General features: G+C 60.2%; 13 protein-coding genes and 4 tRNA genes. 10 read left to right on the top strand and 7 right to left on the bottom strand.

Annotation, left to right across the window (positions count from 1 at the left end; all coding sequences use genetic code 11):
* The first annotated feature begins 520 nt into the window (after positions 1 to 520).
* Together C4J92_RS16535 and C4J92_RS16530 are read left to right on the top strand one after the other, a co-directional pair.
* Positions 521 to 2,008, top strand: coding sequence for an NCS1 family nucleobase:cation symporter-1 (locus C4J92_RS16535; RefSeq protein ID WP_124404616.1), 1,488 nt, complete (start codon positions 521 to 523; stop codon positions 2,006 to 2,008).
* A gap of 165 nt (positions 2,009 to 2,173) precedes the next feature.
* Positions 2,174 to 3,442, top strand: a complete 1,269-nt coding sequence (locus C4J92_RS16530) for a Zn-dependent hydrolase (RefSeq protein ID WP_124404615.1) — start codon at positions 2,174 to 2,176, stop codon at positions 3,440 to 3,442.
* Positions 3,443 to 3,572: 130 nt separating this feature from the next.
* Here the strand turns inward: C4J92_RS16530 and C4J92_RS16525 are convergent, their stop codons facing one another.
* From C4J92_RS16525 to C4J92_RS16510, 4 genes are all read right to left on the bottom strand, one after another.
* On the bottom strand, positions 3,573 to 4,031 hold the full coding sequence (locus C4J92_RS16525; RefSeq protein WP_124404614.1) for a transposase: 459 nt from the start codon (positions 4,029 to 4,031) through the stop codon (positions 3,573 to 3,575).
* 215 nt (positions 4,032 to 4,246) lie between these two features.
* Entirely contained in the window at positions 4,247 to 5,665 is a 1,419-nt protein-coding gene (locus tag C4J92_RS16520) for an efflux transporter outer membrane subunit (protein WP_124404613.1), read from the bottom strand.
* The gene (locus C4J92_RS16515; protein ID WP_124404612.1) at positions 5,649 to 6,818 is read right to left on the bottom strand and encodes an efflux RND transporter periplasmic adaptor subunit; all 1,170 of its coding nucleotides are present in this window, start codon (positions 6,816 to 6,818) and stop codon (positions 5,649 to 5,651) included. The genes C4J92_RS16520 and C4J92_RS16515 overlap by 17 nt, the downstream gene beginning before the upstream one ends.
* Entirely contained in the window at positions 6,808 to 10,029 is a 3,222-nt protein-coding gene (locus tag C4J92_RS16510; protein WP_124404611.1) for an efflux RND transporter permease subunit, read from the bottom strand. The genes C4J92_RS16515 and C4J92_RS16510 overlap by 11 nt, the downstream gene beginning before the upstream one ends.
* A 206-nt stretch (positions 10,030 to 10,235) precedes the next feature.
* Here C4J92_RS16510 and C4J92_RS16505 point away from each other — a divergent pair, with 206 nt between their 5' ends.
* Positions 10,236 to 10,646, top strand: coding sequence for a hypothetical protein (locus C4J92_RS16505; RefSeq protein WP_124371145.1), 411 nt, complete (start codon positions 10,236 to 10,238; stop codon positions 10,644 to 10,646).
* Here C4J92_RS16505 and C4J92_RS26995 read toward each other — a convergent pair.
* A complete protein-coding gene (locus C4J92_RS26995; protein WP_164487541.1) occupies positions 10,643 to 10,804 on the bottom strand; it encodes a hypothetical protein in 162 nt (53 codons plus the stop codon). The genes C4J92_RS16505 and C4J92_RS26995 overlap by 4 nt on opposite strands.
* 213 nt (positions 10,805 to 11,017) lie before the next feature.
* On the opposite strand from C4J92_RS26995, the gene C4J92_RS16500 reads away from it, so the two are divergent.
* Positions 11,018 to 11,680, top strand: a complete 663-nt coding sequence (locus C4J92_RS16500; RefSeq protein ID WP_124404610.1) for a peptidase C39 family protein — start codon at positions 11,018 to 11,020, stop codon at positions 11,678 to 11,680.
* A gap of 127 nt (positions 11,681 to 11,807) precedes the next feature.
* Here C4J92_RS16500 and pbpG read toward each other — a convergent pair whose 3' ends face one another.
* Positions 11,808 to 12,731 carry a D-alanyl-D-alanine endopeptidase gene (pbpG, locus tag C4J92_RS16495; protein ID WP_124363392.1) on the bottom strand — a complete coding sequence of 308 codons (924 nt, stop codon included), beginning with the start codon at positions 12,729 to 12,731 and terminating at the stop codon, positions 11,808 to 11,810.
* Positions 12,732 to 12,938: 207 nt separating this feature from the next.
* Positions 12,939 to 13,793: a bifunctional methylenetetrahydrofolate dehydrogenase/methenyltetrahydrofolate cyclohydrolase FolD gene (gene folD / locus C4J92_RS16490; RefSeq protein WP_124371143.1), complete on the bottom strand. Its 855-nt coding sequence runs from the start codon at positions 13,791 to 13,793 to the stop codon at positions 12,939 to 12,941.
* Between the two features lie 274 nt (positions 13,794 to 14,067).
* On the opposite strand from folD, the gene C4J92_RS16485 reads away from it, so the two are divergent.
* From C4J92_RS16485 to clpP, 6 genes are all read left to right on the top strand, one after another.
* Positions 14,068 to 14,144 (top strand) — tRNA-Arg (locus C4J92_RS16485).
* A 32-nt stretch (positions 14,145 to 14,176) separates the two neighbouring features.
* Positions 14,177 to 14,252: transfer RNA gene (locus tag C4J92_RS16480), tRNA-His, on the top strand.
* Positions 14,253 to 14,307: 55 nt separating this feature from the next.
* A tRNA-Leu gene (locus C4J92_RS16475) sits at positions 14,308 to 14,392 on the top strand.
* A gap of 77 nt (positions 14,393 to 14,469) precedes the next feature.
* Positions 14,470 to 14,545 (top strand) — tRNA-His (locus C4J92_RS16470).
* Positions 14,546 to 14,945: 400 nt separating this feature from the next.
* Positions 14,946 to 16,256 (top strand): trigger factor, encoded by a 1,311-nt coding sequence (gene tig / locus C4J92_RS16465; RefSeq protein WP_124363387.1) that lies wholly within the window; start codon positions 14,946 to 14,948, stop codon positions 16,254 to 16,256.
* A gap of 91 nt (positions 16,257 to 16,347) precedes the next feature.
* Positions 16,348 to 16,983: an ATP-dependent Clp endopeptidase proteolytic subunit ClpP gene (gene clpP / locus C4J92_RS16460; RefSeq protein ID WP_003174822.1), complete on the top strand. Its 636-nt coding sequence runs from the start codon at positions 16,348 to 16,350 to the stop codon at positions 16,981 to 16,983.
* The last annotated feature ends 91 nt before the right edge of the window (positions 16,984 to 17,074 follow it).

The raw sequence follows: 17,074 nt of genomic DNA, 5'->3' as shown, positions 1-17,074 counted from the left end.
CATCGGTGACAGGAATAGAAACTAGCCCGAGTTTTTCGATTGAGCAAGAATATTTTTATTAAGCTTATAACTACTATAACTATTTGATTTATAAGATTAAAAATCAAAAATCACCAAAATGATGCAGCGCTATACCATTTTGACGCACTTGACAGGTTGTCGATTTGAACAACATTTCTTATTGCAAATCAGCCGGTTGAACGATGGCGCTTGACGGGGCCGGGAAATAAAAATAATTGTGTTGCACCAGATTGAGTCCTGAAGGTTCGGACAACTTCCTTGCTATTCACCCCGAGTTCCAGGGCAAGTTCCGAAGATGCAATCGGTCAACCGGATAAAGCTGATAAACATCAGCCAGTTATAGATGCAGTGTGGGTCGGGAGGCGGTGGTCGGCACGGTTATTGAGTGCAGTGGCGGCTGGCCGGGCCCGAGATGTCATGTTGTCGACGAGGTACTCCGGCCACCTGCCTTAACCGTGCAGGTGAGCAAGAATAATTTTAAAAAAACCGTGGAGCGGCCATGCAACAGAACAGATCGCAAGTCATCGAACGTAACGGCCTGTACGAACTCGACGCCGGCCCCGACGTCCTCGACAGCCCTCGCTACAACCACGACATGGCACCGACCAAGGTGCACGAACGCACCTGGAACAAATGGCACATCACTGCGCTGTGGGTCGGCATGTCGATTTGTGTGCCTACCTACACGTTGGGCGGCGTGCTCACCGCGTACTTCGGGTTGTCGGTGGGCGAGGCGCTGATGGCGATTTTGCTGGCCAACATCGTGGTGCTCATCCCCCTCACACTCAATGCGTTTCCCGGTACGAAATACGGCATCCCGTTTCCGGTGCTGTTGCGCTCATCGTTCGGCATCCTCGGCTCCAACGTGCCATGCCTGATTCGGGCGCTGGTGGCGTGTGGCTGGTTTGGCATCCAGACGATGTTTGGCGGCCTGGCGATTCACTTGTTCCTGGGCTCGATTTTCGAGGGCTGGAAATCCCTTGGCGGCACCGGGGAAGTGATCGGTTTCATGATTTTCTGGTGCCTGAATTTGTGGGTGGTGCTGCGCGGCGCCGAGTCGATCAAGCGCCTGGAAACCCTCTCGGCGCCGTTGCTGGTCGCTGTGGGCATTGGCTTGCTGGTGTGGGCGATGCCGAATGTGTCGATCAGTGAGCTGATGGCGATTCCGCCCAAGCGTCCCGAAGGGGCGAGCCTGACGGGTTATTTCATGGCGGGCCTGACTGCCATGGTCGGGTTCTGGGCCACCTTGTCGCTGAATATCCCGGACTTCAGCCGCTATGCCAAAAGCCAGAAGGACCAGATCCTTGGGCAGATTTTCGGCCTGCCGCTGACCATGTTCCTGTTCGCTGCGCTTGGCGTGATCATGACTGCGGCCTCGGTGAAACTGGTGGGGGTCAGCGTGTCCGACCCGGTCACCCTGATTGGCCATATCCAGAGCCCGGTGTGGGTCGCCATCGCCATGGCGCTGATCATCATCGCCACCTTGTCCACCAACACGGCGGCGAACATTGTCTCGCCGACCAACGACTTCCAGAACATCGCGCCCAAGCTGATCAACCGCACCACGGCGGTGATTCTTACCGGGGTGGTGGGGCTGGCGTTGATGGCCCATGAGCTGCTGAAAAAACTCGGGCTGATCGTGTCCGATGTCAGCCTGGAAACGGTGTATTCCAACTGGCTGCTCGGCTACTCCAGCCTGTTGGGGCCGATCGCCGGGATCATGGTGGTGGACTACTTCATCACCCGCAGACAGCAGCTGGACCTGGCCGGTCTGTACCGCGACGACGTGTACCCGGCGTGGAACTGGAGCGGCTTCGTCGCCTTTGGCGTGCCGGTGGTGCTGACCTTGCTGTCCCTGGGTAGCGATGCATTCAGTTGGTTCTACAGCTACGGCTGGTTTACCGGTTCGGCATTGGGCGGGGTGTTGTATTACGGCCTCAATGCCAGGCGCGCAATCACCCGGATGCCCGCCAAATCATCCTTGTGAACACAGTCAATGTGGGAGGGGGCTTGCCCCCGATTGCAGTGTGTCAATCAACTCACCTGTAACTGAACCACCGCTATCGGGGGCAAGCCCCCTCCCACATTTGGCCACTTTTTGACTGTTGGAATCGCGTCAATTCATAAGAGCTTACAGCCTGAGGAGATCCCCATGAACGCTGCCCTCGACGTCCTGCAATCATCCCATCAGCACATCAACCGCGACCGCTTGTGGCAGTCGCTGATGGACCTGGCCAAACTCGGAGCCACCCCAAAAGGTGGGGTGTGCCGGCTGGCCCTCACCGACCTCGACCGCAAGGCCCGCGACCTGTTCGTGCAGTGGTGCGAGCAGGCCGGGTGTACGGTGACCGTCGACGGCATCGGCAATATTTTCGCCCGGCGTCCCGGGCGCAATCCTGACCTGCCGCCGGTGATGACCGGCAGCCACGTCGACACCCAGCCCACGGGCGGCAAGTTCGACGGTTGCTTCGGCGTGCTGGCCGGAGTGGAAGTCCTGCGTACCCTCAACGACCTCAAGCTCGAAACCGAAGCGCCGCTGGAGGTGGTGGTGTGGACCAACGAAGAAGGCTCGCGCTTTCCACCCTGCATGATGGGCTCCGGCGTGTTCGCCGAGAAATTCACCCTGGCCGAGACCTTGGCCAAGGTCGATGCGGACGGCGTCAGCGTGGGCGATGCGTTGAATGCTATCGGCTATGCGGGTACGCGGCCGGTGAGCGGGCACAAGGTCGGGGCGTACTTCGAAGCGCATATCGAACAGGGGCCGATCCTGGAGGATGAGAAAAAGACCATCGGCGTGGTGCTCGGCGCACTCGGGCAGAAATGGTTCGACCTGAAACTGCGCGGCGTCGAAGCACACGCGGGGCCTACGCCGATGCACTTGCGCAAGGACGCCCTGGTCGGCGCGGCAGCGGTGGTGGCTGCGGTGAATGCGGCGGCGCTGGGGCATCAGCCGCACGCCTGTGGGACCGTGGGTTGCCTGCAGGCGTATCCCGGTTCGCGCAATGTGATTCCCGGTGAAGTGCGCATGACCCTGGATTTTCGTCACTTGGAGCCGGCGCGGCTGGATTCGATGATTGCCCAGGTGCGCACGGTGATTGATGAGACCTGCGCCAAACATGGGTTGAGTTTCGAGCTGGAACCCACCGCCGACTTCCCGCCGCTGTACTTCGACAAAGGCTGCGTAGACGCCGTGCGCGATGCGGCGAATGGCTTGGGCTTGTCGAACATGGACATCGTCAGCGGGGCCGGGCACGACGCGATTTTCCTCGCCGAACTGGGCCCGGCGGGAATGATCTTCGTGCCGTGTGAGGGTGGCATCAGCCATAACGAAATCGAGAACGCCGCGCCGGATGATCTGGCAGCGGGGTGTGCGGTGCTGTTGCGCGCGATGCTGGCCGCTTCGGGCCTGAAATGCGGTTAAAAAAATGTGGGAGGGGGCTTGCTCCCGATGGCGGTGGGTCAGTGAATAAGTTTGGTGACTGATACACCGCCATCGGGGGCAAGCCCCCTCCCACATTTGACTGTGTTGTTTCAGAAAATGTTGCCAGGCGTCAGACCCAGATGGCATCCCACAATGGGTAGTCGCCAATTCGCTCGACCAGACCTGCTCGCAATGGGTTGGCCACTACGTACCGGGCCATTTTTACAAGGTCATCTTCTTTGCGCAGTGCCCGGTCGTGGAAGCTTTCCTGCCAGAGCCGGCCTTTGCGGCCAGTCGCGCCGTTGACGGACCGCGTGCTCTTGGATTTCACCTGGCGCATCAAATCCGCCAGCGAGCCTTTTTTCAGCTCAAGCAGCCAGTGAAAATGGTCCGGCATGATCACCCAAGCTAGAGAGTTCGCCAGCCCTTGGTATTGGGCTAGCCGAAACTGCCAGACCACCAAGCGGCCAAGGTGAAAACTGTTGAATATCGGTAGGCGTTCGTGAGTATTGGTGGTGACGAGGTAGATGCGGTTTGGTTCGCTGAAGCGTCCGATGCGCAGGCGATGTGAAGCGGGTAAATCTGCCATTCCTTGGCCCTCTCAAGATGTGTTCAGAGAGGCTAGATCGGAGAGCGGGAGTTGATGGACAGGCTTTTGGCAGGATGTGTCTGGAAGGGCGCTATCGGGGGCAAGCCCCCTCCCACAGGGGGCCGGCGTTGTTCATACATTGTGTGTCTGGCGCAAAACCAATGTGGGAGGGGGCTTGCCCCCGATGAGGCCGGAGCTGACGCTGCAACACCATGTCAGCCACCCAGTTTCCAGCCACCCCCCAGCGCCGTAACCAAGCCCACACTTGCTTGCAACTGCCGCGTCTGCACCGCCTGCAACGTCCTCTGCGCCTGTAACGCCGCCGTTTGCGCGGTGACCACATCCAGATAACTCACGGCTCCGGCCTGATAGCTGTTCATCGCCAATACTTGCGTGTGCTGCGCCGCATCCGCCGCCGCTTGTTCATCCTGCGCCTCCTGCTGCAAATCCCGCAGTTGCGCCAAGTTATCTTCGACCTCGCGCACGGCCTTCAGCACCTGGCTGCGGTATTGCGCCGACGCTTCTTCAAACTCGGCCTTGGCCTGGCGTTCGTTGGCACTCAAGCGGCCGCCATCAAAGATCGGCAGGTTCATCAACGGCCCCAGCGCCCAATACCGATTGCCCGCCGTAAGCAGGTTGCCCACGCCCTGGGTCTGGCCGCCGATCAATCCGGTCAGGCTGAAGTCCGGATACCAGGCCGCCTTGGCCACGCCAATGTTGGCATTGGCCGCAAACACGCGCCGTTCCGCCGCCGCGATATCCGGGCGACGTTGCAGCAGGTGGCTCGGCAGCTGTGAGGGAATGCCGGGCAAGGCAATCAACTGCGGGCTCGGCGGCAAGGAGAAATCGCTGGCCGCCGCGCCGACCAGTTCGCCGATGGCATGCTCGGTCAGGTTGCGCTGCCCGCGCACGTCATCCAGTTGCGCCTTGGCCTCGGCCAGTTGACTCTGCGCGCGGGTCAGGTCCAGTTCCGACGCGATCTGGCCCTCATAACGGCTGCGAGTGAGTTGCAGCGCCTGGCTGAAGTCCTCCAGCGAGTGGGCGAGAATCCGGCTCTGCGCATCCAGCCCGTTGAGCTGCACATACAGCGTCGCCAACTGGCGTTGCAGGCTCAACCGCGCCACTGCCAGGTCATCGCCGGAAGCCTGGGCCTGAGCGTCGCCGGCCGCGACCTGGTTGCGGATTTTGCCCCATAGGTCCAGGTCGTAACTCAACGAAAACCCGGCGGTGTCGCTGTTGTACACCGACGGCTGTGTCGTGCCGCGCAACGGTCTGGAATCCGATTGCCGCTGGCGCAACGGCTGCGCGCTGGCGCTGATCTGTGGGAAAAGCCCGGCATGCAATTGACTGGCATACGCCTGGGACGCATCGAAATGCGCCAGCGCCGCGGCCAGGTCCGGGTTGGCCTTGAGCAGTTGCTGTTGCAGCTCATTGAGCGTTGGGTCGTTGTACAGTTTCCACCACTGCGGCATCAGTTGATCGGACGGCTGCGCGCTGTGCCACGGGCCATCGCTGGTGTGTTCGCGGTAACCCGCTGGCAGGTCAACCGACGGCACCTGGTAGTTGGGCTCCAATGAGCAGCCTTGCAACGCCAGCAGCAGGCAGGCCGCAAAAGGTTTAAGCCTTGGGCGCATGGGCACCCCCTGTGGCGTCGGCCAGTTGTACCGGGTCGCCTTCGCGCAGGGCGTCGGGCGGGTTGTCGATGATGCGGTCGGCGGGTTTCAGGCCCTGGTCGATCACCAGGCGTTCGCCCAGGTCCAGGCCGATATGAATGTCTTGCAGGTGCACATGGTTGTGCGGATCCAGCACCGCGACCTGGGTGCCCTGTGCACGGAAGATCAAGGCGCTGGCCGGGATGCTCACGCCGTGGGTGTCCGCCGGAATCGGCAGGGTGGCTTCGGCGTAATCGCCGGGCAACAGCTCACCGTTCGGGTTGTCGGCGACGAACTGCGCGAGCAGGGTGCCGGAGCGCCGGTCGATGGCGGTGGAGTCGCCGATCAGGTGCGCCTTGAAGTGTTCGCCCGGATGTTCGGGCACGCTCAGCTCGGCTTCCAGACCAGGGCGGATCACCGCCGCGTAGTTCTGTGGCACCGGCACGTACAGGCGCAGTTGGTGGGTGTCGGCGATGCTGAACAGTTCCGGATCGCTGTCGGTGTCGGCCTTGATCAACTGGCCGATATCGGTGTTGCGCGCGGTGATGGTGCCGGCGAACGGCGCACGGATCGTCTTGTAGCTTTCCAGCGCACACAACCGCGCATAGTCGGCGGCGGCAGCCTGGGCATTGGCTTTGGCAGCGGCGGCGTTCGAGGTTTTTTCATCGGCTTCCTGGCGTGACACCGAATGACTGGCCAACAGGTTTTGCCAGCGCGTTGCGGTGGTGGCGGCAAGGCGCGCATTCGCCTGTTCCTGAACCAGGTGGGCGTGGGTTTGCGCCAGTTGCTGGTCCAGGTCCGGGCTGTCGATTTGCGCGAGAATTTGCCCAGCCTTGACCTGGCTGCCGATGTCGACCTTCCAGTCTTTCAGGTAGCCGCTGACCCGCGCATGGATCGGCGCTTTGCTCCAGGCCTCCAAGTGCGCGGGTAAGCGCAGGGTATCGCCCGCGGCATTCTGTTTGGGTTGGAACACCAGCACCTGGGGGATGGCCGCTGTTTCAGTCCAGGCGGTGACCGACTGTTCATGCAGCGCACGCGCGTGCAAGCCGTTGGCGACCAACAGGGCGGCCACGGTCAGGCCGCCCACACCCAGGAGCATCAGACGCTTGCGCGAGGGTTTGTGATCAGACGACATGGGGCATTTCTCCAGCAGTTGCGCGGGTAGGGTGACGGCCGTGGACCAGGCTGAAAACCACGGGAACAAACAACAAGGTGGCGATGGTGGCGAAGATCAAGCCGCCGATCACCGCGCGGCCCAGCGGCGCGTTCTGCTCCTCGGAAAGCGCCAGGGGCAGCATGCCGATGATCATCGCCAGGGCGGTCATGCACACCGGGCGAAAGCGCGTGTAACCGGCTTCCATGGCGGCTTTCAAGGCATCGCCGTGTTCGGCCAGGCGTTCGCGGCAGAAGCTCACCACCAGGATCGAGTTGGCGGTGGCCACGCCCATGCACAGGATCGCGCCGGTGAGGGCCGGCACCGATAACGAGGTGCCGCTGAGAAACAGCATCCACACGATCCCCGCCAGTGCGGCGGGCAACGCGGTGATGATCACGAAAGGGTCGGCCCAGGACTGGAAATTGACCACGATCAGCAAGTAGATCAGCACCACCGCGCCGAGCAGGCCGAAGCTCAACCCGCTGAACGCCTCGTGCAGCGCATCGATCTGCCCGTGCAGGCTGATCGTCGCGCCTTTGGGGCGCATGGACGCGGTGTCATCCAGCACTTTTTGCACATCACGCGCGACGCCGCCGAGGTCGCGGCCCTGCACGTTGGCATACAGGTCCAGGGTGGGCTCGATGTTGTAGTGCGTGACCACCGCCGGGCTTTGTACCCGCGAGATACTCGCCACGCCGCCGAGGATTTGTGACTGGCCGTCGGCACCGGTCACCGGCAGCGCCTCCAGCGCAGGCAGGCTGTCGAGGCGGTATTGCGGCGTTGCGGCCACGATCGAATAGGACACGCCATTGGCCGGGTTCAGCCAGAACGTCGGCGCCACCTGGGAACTGCCGGCGAGGGAGGCGACCATGCTGTTGGTCACGTCTTTCTCGGTGATGCCCAGGCCATTGGCGCGCAGGCGGTCCACATTCACCTGCAGCGACGGATAACCGGTGGATTGCTGAATGCGCAGGTCGGCGATGCCGGGCACGTGTTGCAGGCGCCGTTCGAGCGCTACGGCATAGGCGCGGTTTTCGGCATCGCTGCGCCCGGAGATTTTGACGTCCAGCGGTGCCGGCGCGCCGAAGTTGAGGATCTGGCTGCTGATGTCCGCCGGCAGAAACGCAAAGTGGCTGCCTGGGAAGCTTTGCGGCAGGGCTTCACGCAGTCTCTTGACGTAGTCGGCGGTGGGCGCGTGGTCCTTTTTCAGCGTGACCTGAATATCGCCGTCCTGCGGGCCGATGGTGCCGCTGCTGCTGTAGGCCATGTCGATGCCGCTGAGGGGGATGCCGATGTTGTCGACGATGGTGTCCAGCTCTTGGGCCGGGATCACTTCGCGAATCCGCGCTTCGATGCGGTCGAACGCAGCGGCGCTTTCCTCGATGCGCGTACCCAGCGGCAGGCGCACATGCAGTGCCAGCGCACCGGCATCGGTCGCCGGGAAAAAATCCTGGCCCAGGCTCGGCAGCAACACGAACGAGGCCAGCACGCAGGCGAGAAAACCGACGATAAAGCGCTTTCGCGCGCCCAGCGCGAGCAGCAGCAGGCCGTGGTAAGTGTCACGGATGTTCGAGAAATGCCGCTCGAATCCCTGCTGGAAATTCAGCACCGCTTGCAGCACTCGATTGCGCGGTTTCTTGTGCTGATCACCTTCATGGTGATTGATGAATTCATCTTCCGGATGATGCCCTGCACCTTGCTCCGGCGTGTGCGGCTTGAGCAGGTACATCGCCAGTGTCGGCACCAGGGTGCGCGAGAGAATGAATGAACTGGCCATGGCAAAAATTACCGCCAGCGCCATCGGCCGGAACAGATACCCGGCGATGCCTTGCAGCAAGAACATCGGCACAAACACGATGCAGATGCACAGCAGCGAGACGAACGCCGGGCCGACGATTTGCGCGGCGCCGTCGAGGATCGCCGTCTTCACCGCCTTGCCTTGTTCCAGGTGCCAGTTGATGTTTTCGATGGTCACCGTGGCGTCGTCCACCAGAATGCCCACCGCCAGGGCCAGGCCGCCCAGGGTCATCACATTCAGGGTTTGCCCGCTGACCGCCAACAGCGCGATGGCCGACAGCACCGCCAGGGGAATCGACGCGGCGATGATCAGCGTCGAGCGCCAGCTGCCGAGAAACAGCAGGATCATCGCACTGGTCAGCAGGGCGGCGATGATGCCTTCCTGGGCCACGCTGCCCACCGACTGCTTGACGAACACCGAGGCATCGCCCAGCAGTGAGGTCTTCAGCGACGGCGGCAGGGTTTCGTTGATGCGCGGCAGCATCTGGCGGATGCCGTCGATGATCGACAGAGTGGAAATACTGCCGTTCTTCAACGCCGGCATCAGCACGGCGCGGTGGCCGTCGACGCGCACGATGTTGGTCTGCGGTGGCGAGCCATCCCGCACATGAGCGACCTGACCGATGGTGATGATCGCGCCGTCGACATTCTTGATCGGCAAGTCATTGAGCTCATCGATGGCCTTGGGGCTGTTGTTCAGCAGAATCGTGTATTCGTTGCGGCCGAGCTTGGCGGTGCCCACCGGGATGATCTGGTTCTGCAGCGCCAGGGCATTGCCGACGTCCTGGGCCGACAAACCTTTGGCGGCCAGGGCCTGGGGGTCGAGGTCGAGGGTGATCTGGCGCTGCTTGCCGCCCATCGGCGTGGGCATCGCCAGGCCGGGCAGGGCGCTCAGCGGCAGGCGGATATTGTTCTGCACCAGGTCGCGGATTTTGGCTTCCGACAGGCTCGGGCTGGAGAACGCCATTTGCAGGATCGGTACGGTGGACGCGCTGTAGTTGAGGATCAGCGGCGGCGTAATGCCCGGTGGCATCTGTTTGAGCACGGTCTGGGACACCGCCGTGACCTGGGCGTTGGCGGTGCGGATATCCACGCCGGGTTGGAAGAAGATTTTGACGATGCCCATGCCGGGCAGGGATTGGGATTCGATATGTTCGATGTCGTTGACGGTAGTGCTCAGGGAGCGTTCGTAGGTGTAGATCACCCGCCCGGCCATGGCGTCCGGCGACAGGCCGTTGTACTGCCAGACCACGGCGACCACCGGAATGCCGATATCGGGGAACACATCCGTGGGCGTACGCAGGGCCGCCATCGGCCCGATGATGCAGATGAATATGGCCAACACGATGAAGGTGTACGGCTTGTGCAGTGCGGTCTTTACCAGCCCGAGCATGCGTGAGTCTCCGAGAAAAGCAGGATTGCAAACCCCGGCAGTCTTGCCCGACCCACCTAACACGCACCTTTCAGCCAGGTGAAGGAAGATTTAGGTAACGGCTGAAGATCCTTTCATGTGTATTCATTTGTTCTACAAACGGCAGCTCTTCAAGCTTGTCAGCCATCGGATACGCCTTTTTTACTGATGTGCTTTGGAGCCCTGCCATGTCACCGAAAACCCTGTTGTTGATTCCCGCCCTGGCTGCCGCCTTGGTGTTGTCGGCGTGTGCTGGCCCGATACCCCAGGCCGACCCGAGCGAAGCCTGGATCGGCTTGAAAGAAGAAGCACCGAATGACCTGTTGGCCGAGCGCGTCGACGGTCAGCGCGTGGATGACGGGCGCTACTTTGAAGTGAGCCCTGGGGACCATCGACTGGACGTGACGTTGTTTGAAGAAGAGCCCGGCGACGACAACCAGCAGGACTGCCAGGGCCGGGTCGAGTACAGGCATTTCAAGGCGGGTGAGCATTACACTCTGGAGGAGTCGAGCCTCGGGACCACGGTGCGCGCAGCGCTCAAGGATGGGCATGGCAAAGAGGTTGCCGCCACGCAAGACTTTACCTGCATGCCCGGCTAGGCGTGATGCGCCGTCGTCTTGCTCGGCTTGGCGGGCGCAGTGGGTTTGACGTGGGGGTGATGATGGCGGCGGGTCACGCGCATGACCCCCCACAACATGGCGGCGGCCACCGCCAGCCAACCGCAGATCAGCATGAAAATCGTCGTTGCAAGGCTCATTCAGGCCTCCCTTCGCCCCGTCCGGGGTCTATACACAGTCTTCCCAATGGACAGTCTAGCTACCCGGTGGTTGCCTGCTATTGACCAATGGTCGTGTCTGTCCAACTCGTTTGCTCTATCGCCGGCGTTTTACCGACGCTGAAGGCTATACCCCCGCCCAAGAGCGTCCTATGATCGGAGCCCTCACCGGCAGTTGATCAAGAGAGTAAAAAATTGCGCTTACGGTCGAACCTTAAAGCATCCATCCTGCTGGCCTGCGCCCTGGGGCTGACGGCCTGTTCCAGCCATCCTTCGAAACTCCCCGGCCTGCCGGAGCGGGTTGAACTCAACGGCGTACCGACCTTTCGCAGCGAGGCTTATCAGAGCGGTCCTACGGCTCTGGCCAGCATGCTGTCGCAACAAGGCATTGTCATGACACCGGGGTTGCTGGATAAGCCGCTGCACTTGCCAGGCGCCGAAGCGGACCTTGAGCGCAACATGCAGAAGCTGGCGCGCGAGTACGGGTTGATGGTGTATCCACTGGAGGCCAGGCTGACCGCGGTGCTGGCGCAGGTGGCGGCGGGTTACCCGGTGATGGCGCGGATCAACTCAAGCTTCTGGTCCGACCCGCGCTATGTCGTGGTGGTGGGATTCAACCAGCAAAAGAGCACGGTGCTGTTGCGTTCCGGCAGGGAGCGGCGATTGATGATGGGCTTCAGCGACTTTGAGTCGGCGTGGAAGAGCGCGGGGAATTGGGCGATTCTTACCCAGCGTCCGAGCCAGTTGCCGGCGAGTGTGGACGCGCAGCGTTGGCGCGAGGCGGCGAATGCGACCGCCCAGTCCGGGCAGGAGCAGTCGGCGGCCCAAGCACTCAAGGTGCTGGCGGAACACAAATAAAAATGTGGGAGGGGCGGTGCGACGATTCGACTTGCTCCCGATGGCAGTGTGTCATTCACAGTATCAGTGACTGATCCACCGCTATCGGGAGCAAGCCCCCTCCCACATGGGTTCTGCAGTGTTCTTTTTAACGGCGGACTTCTGTCACACCCGCACGGTTCTTCAGGTTCTTGTCAGCCTTGTAGCGCAACGCCACATCCGGCACCGCGCCGCCCTTGCCGGTCTCGACCCAGCTGCGAATACGGCTGGCATCGGCGAAGTGGGTGAATTTGCCGAAAGCATCCAGGATCACCAGCGACACCGGGCGGTTACCCATGCTGGTCACCAGCACCAGGCAATGCCCGGCCTGGTTGGTAAAACCGGTCTTGGTCAGCTTGATGTCCCAGTTGGCCCGGTTGATCAGGTGGTCGGTGTTGGAGAAGCCCAGGGTGTAGTTGGGCTTGCGGAACGCCACGGTTTTTTCCTTGGTGGTACTCAGCTGGCTCAACATCGGAAACTTGCGTGCGTAGGCCAGCAGCTTGCTCAGGTCGCGGGCGGTCGACACGTTATGGATCGACAGGCCCGTAGGTTCCACGTAATGGGTACTGGTCATGCCCAGCGCCTTGGCCTTGGCGTTCATCGCGGCAATGAACGCCGCGTAACCGCCCGGATAATGGTGGGCCAGGCTCGCGGCGGCGCGGTTTTCCGAGGACATCAGCGCGATCAGCAGCATTTCCTTGCGCGGCATTTGGCTACCGATCTTCACCCGGGAGAACACGCCCTTCATCTCTGGTGTGTCGGTGATGTTGATGTCGATGTATTCATCCATGTCCTGCTTGGCTTCCAGCACGATCAGGCCGGTCATCAGCTTGCTCACGGAAGCGATGGGGACCACCACATCGGGGTTGCTGGAATAGATGACCTTGTTGGTCTGCAAATCCACGAGCATGGCGCTGCCGGAGGCGATTTGCAGTTTGGAGGCGTCACGCGGGGCCAAGGTGGTTTCGGCAGCGTTTGCGAAGGTGCCCGTCAGTGCAAAAAATAGGCTGACAATGGAAAGACGAATTTTCACGCGGATGAACTCGCTAAAAAGTAAGGAAATACCGTTTGGGAACGGGTTTGGTGACAAATGGCGTTACATTTTAGGAGTATGGATCAGAAACTGTCGAATGTTCTTCCAGAACCGGACGAAAGTACTTAAAAACTATGAATAAACAGGTTTTTTTCGGGCAATAAAAAGCCCCGCGATAAGGCAGGGCTTTTTCAGTACGCCTGGTTATCAACTGTGCAGGGTTTCTGCTGCATACAGCGTATTTTCCAGCAGGCACGCCCGGGTCATCGGGCCTACGCCGCCGGGAACCGGGGTGATCCAGCCTGCGCGGGGCAGGGCGGTCTCGTACACCACGTCGCCCACCAGCTTGCCGTCATCCTGGCGGTTGATGCCGACGTCGATCACGATTGCGCCTTCTTTGATCCACTCACCCTTGACCAGGCCCGGCTTGCCTGCGGCGACCACCACCAGATCAGCGCGGCCCACATGGCCGGCGAGGTCCTTGGTGAAGCGGTGGGTGACGGTCACGGTGCAGCCGGCCAGCAACAATTCCATGGCCATGGGGCGGCCGACGATATTCGAGGCGCCAACCACAACCGCGTCAAGCCCATACAGATCGACCCCGGTGCTTTCCAGCAGAGTCATGATGCCTTTGGGCGTGCAGGGGCGCAGCAGTGGGATGCGCTGGGCCAGGCGGCCGACGTTATAAGGGTGGAAGCCATCGACGTCTTTGTCCGGGCGGATGCGTTCCAGCAGTTTGGAGGCGTCCAGGTGCTCGGGCAGCGGCAGCTGGAGCAGGATGCCGTCCATGTTCGGGTCATCGTTGAGGCTGTCAATCAGGTCGGTCAGGGCCTGTTGAGTGGTCTCCGAAGGCAAGTCATAGGCTTTGGAGATAAAGCCGACCTCTTCACAGTCTTTACGCTTGTGCGAGACATAAACCTGAGAGGCAGGATCGCTGCCGACCAGGATCACCGCGAGGCCAGGCGTGCGCAGGCCTTGCTGGCGACGCTCGGTGACGCGTTTGGCGATCTGCTGGCGCAGGCTGGCGGCGATTGATTTGCCGTCGATAAGTTGTGCAGTCATTACGCGTGATTAACCATCGAGAGGGGGAAGAAAAGTGCGCGCATTCTCGCACGCCAGGGCGCGAGGGCAAAGGCGCTTGGTCTGCAAATTGCCCTAACCCCTTAAATAAAATCAGTTTTTTTCAAAAAAGATTTGACGGGTTTCGGGACCCTCTATACTATTCGTCGCACTTGTCGGGCACAGCCTAGCACTGGTTAGAAGGTCGAGCAGAATTGTTGTCCTGCAAGGCTGGAAACACTTAGTTTGTAATCCTCCAAGAGTACAGATTAATCAGGCGCCCGTAGCTCAGCTGGATAGAGCATCCGCCTTCTAAGCGGATGGTCGCAGGTTCGAGTCCTGCCGGGTGCGCCATTAGGCAGCTTTGGCACAAGTAGCGTTAGATGGTGGGCGTAGCTCAGTTGGTAGAGCACGGGATTGTGACTCCCGTTGTCGAGGGTTCGATCCCCTTCGTCCACCCCATATTTGAAAGGCGCCAGATTAATCGTCTGGCGCCTTTGCTTTAAGAGCTTCAAGCGCGGATGTGGTGGAATTGGTAGACACACTGGATTTAGGTTCCAGCGCCGCGAGGCGTAAGAGTTCGAGTCTCTTCATCCGCACCAAATAAAACGTTGCTCGGCCGTCAGGCGGGGCAGGGTTCAACAAAGAAGTGGTTTGGTTTCTTTGTTAACGCAATATGGTGGGCGTAGCTCAGTTGGTAGAGCACGGGATTGTGACTCCCGTTGTCGAGGGTTCGATCCCCTTCGTCCACCCCATATTCGAAAGGCGCCAGATTTAACAGTCTGGCGCCTTTTTTGGTTTTGGCGGTTTGATTATCTCGGCGGTCGCAGGTACTGGGCCGCATCGGCAGCGCGATTCGTCGTATTTGTGTGTCTCGATGATGCCGCGTTGCCTGTCCGCTCCGTTCGCGGGGCGGGCCGTCAGGGAGATGGATGGCAGCTTCTTCTATATATAGAGGGGCGGCGCAGAGCCCTGGCGCAATTGGCTGTATTTGTCACCGGGGCGAGGTACTTCAGTGCCTTCGTACCGATAAATTGCCGGCGGTTTCCGGGTGTATTTTCAGTAGGGTGACTTCTTGAGTTTGACCCACTAGAATGCATGCCCTTGATTGGGGTCGGAAATGGCCGGCTAATGTCTGTGCAACGAGGAATATCCATGCAAGTTTCTGTTGAAAATACTACTGCTCTCGAGCGCCGCCTGAGCATCACCGTGCCGGCAGAGCGTATCGAGACTGCGGTCAACAAGCGTCTGCAGCAGACTGCCCAAAAGGCCAAGATCGCTGGTTTCCGTCCAGGCAAAGTGCCAATGAGCGAAATCAAGCGTCGTTTTGGTGCCGATGCGCGCCAGGAAGCTGTAGGTGACGTGATCCAGGCTTCCTTCTACGAAGCCGTTGTCGAGCAAAAGCTGAACCCGGCTGGCTCGCCGTCGATCGAGCCCAAGTCCCTGGAAGCCGGCAAGGACCTGGAATACGTAGCCGTATTCGAAGTGTTCCCGGAATTCGAAGTAGCGGGCTTCGACGGTATCGCTATCGAGCGCCTGAGCGCCGAAGTGGCTGATTCGGACCTGGACAACATGCTCGAAATCCTGCGCAAGCAGAACACTCGTTTCGAAGTGGTCGAGCGTGCCGCCCAGAACGAAGACCAACTGAACATCGATTTCGTTGGCAAGGTCGACGGCGAAGTATTTGCTGGTGGCTCCGCCAAGGGCACTCAGCTGGTGCTGGGTTCCAACCGCATGATCCCTGGCTTCGAAGACGGCCTGGTTGGCGCCAAAGCCGGCGAAGAACGTGTTCTGAACCTGGAATTCCCTGCTGACTACCAGAACCTGGACCTGGCCGGCAAAGCCGCCGAGTTCACCGTGACCGTCAACAGCGTTTCCGAGCCTAAGCTGCCAGAGCTGAACGAAGAGTTCTTCGCGCAATTCGGCATCAAGGAAACCGGTATCGAAGGCTTCCGCACCGAAGTTCGCAAGAACATGGAGCGTGAGCTGCGTCAGGCGATCAAGTCCAAGGTCAAGAATCAGGTCATGGACGGTCTGCTGGCCGCCAACCCGATCGAAGTGCCCAAGGCCCTGCTGTCCAACGAAGTGGATCGCCTGCGCGTACAAGCGGTTCAGCAGTTTGGTGGCAACATCAAGCCTGACCAACTGCCGGCCGAGCTGTTCGAAGAGCAAGCCAAGCGCCGCGTCGTGCTGGGCCTGATCGTGGCTGAAGTGGTCAAGCAGTTCGACCTCAAGCCAGACGAAGACCGTGTTCGCGAAATGATCCAGGAAATGGCGTCGGCCTACCAGGAACCTGAGCAGGTCGTGTCCTGGTACTACAAGAACGACCAGCAGCTGAACGAAGTACGTTCGGTTGTGCTGGAAGAACAAGTTGTGGATACTGTTCTGCAGAAGGCTAAGGTGACCGATAAAGCGGTCTCTTACGAAGAAGCAGTCAAACCGGCGGAAGCAGCACAAGCCGACTGATTGTCCAACTCGTTGGAAATTCAACCATAAGCCAGCCTCGCGCTGGCTTATGCGTTTTCAAGACATGACTATTTGGGAGTAACTGCAGAGCATGTTCCGTAATTCCTATATTCAGCAGAACTCTGATATCCAGGCCGCTGGCGGCCTGGTCCCGATGGTTGTCGAGCAGTCCGCTCGTGGTGAACGCGCCTACGACATCTACTCGCGCCTGCTCAAGGAGCGAGTGATCTTTCTGGTTGGCCCGGTAGAGGACTACATGGCCAACCTGATCTGTGCGCAACTGCTGTTCCTTGAAGCGGAAAACCCGGACAAGGACATCCATCTCTACATCAACTCGCCGGGCGGTTCGGTGACTGCGGGCATGTCGATCTACGACACCATGCAGTTCATCAAGCCGAACGTGTCGACTACCTGCATTGGCCAGGCCTGCAGCATGGGTGCATTCCTGCTGACTGCCGGCGCCGAGGGCAAGCGTTACTGCCTGCCGAACTCACGCGTGATGATTCACCAGCCACTGGGTGGTTTCCAGGGCCAGGCATCGGACATCGAAATCCATGCCAAGGAAATCCTCTTCATTCGTGAGCGCCTCAACACGCTGATGGCCAAGCACAGCGGGCACACACTTGAAGAAATCGAGCGTGATACCAACCGTGACAACTTCATGAGCGCTGAAGCCGCCCGTGAGTACGGGTTGATCGACGCAGTGATCGAAAAGCGCCCCGCTTAATATAAGCCGCTCAAAATAGGGCTGATCGGCATGTCCGACCACTGGCGGGCTTGAAAAAGCCCGCATAAGCCTTCATCTTGTGTTGCAAGCC

It is taken from the genome of Pseudomonas sp. R3-18-08 (assembly GCF_003852065.1).
Classification (GTDB): Bacteria; Pseudomonadota; Gammaproteobacteria; order Pseudomonadales; family Pseudomonadaceae; genus Aquipseudomonas.
This window is presented reverse-complemented; position numbering and strand designations above follow the sequence as displayed.